This window comes from Dietzia massiliensis (genome assembly GCF_018390595.1).
Lineage (GTDB): Bacteria > Actinomycetota > Actinomycetes > Mycobacteriales > Mycobacteriaceae > Dietzia > Dietzia massiliensis.
This window is the reverse complement of record NZ_JAHBAV010000325.1, coordinates 1-350: the sequence shown is the minus strand read 5'-3', so window position 1 is coordinate 350 and position 350 is coordinate 1. Positions and strand designations below refer to the sequence as shown.

The 350-nt window shown below is 64.0% G+C and carries 1 protein-coding gene; it reads right to left on the bottom strand.

The genetic code is table 11. The features are described from left to right. Nucleotides 1-350: glycine--tRNA ligase subunit beta (locus KHA85_RS20685; protein ID WP_213186744.1), on the bottom strand; the 350-nt coding region annotated here is incomplete at both ends.

The following is a 350-nucleotide window of genomic DNA, read 5'->3' as shown; positions in this document are numbered from 1 at the left end:
GGTGTACACCAGCGCTTCCGCCGGCACCGCCAGGAATTTCTCTTCGAATTTGGCGGTCAGCACCACCGGCCATTCCACCAGCGAGGCCACTTCTTCCAGCAGGCTGTCGCTCAGATCGGCCTTGCCGCCAATCTTCTGCGCCGCCAGCTCGGCATCGCGCTTGATGAGGGCTTTACGCGCTTCATAATCGGCGACCACTTTGCCGCGCTCCAGCAGGATCTGCGGGTATTGGTCGGCGTTGTCGAGGGTGAACTCGGCTTCGCCCATGAAGCGGTGGCCGCGCACGGTGCGCGCAGAGTCGATGCCCAGCACGGTGCCCGGGATCAGATCGGCGCCCAACAGCATCGTGA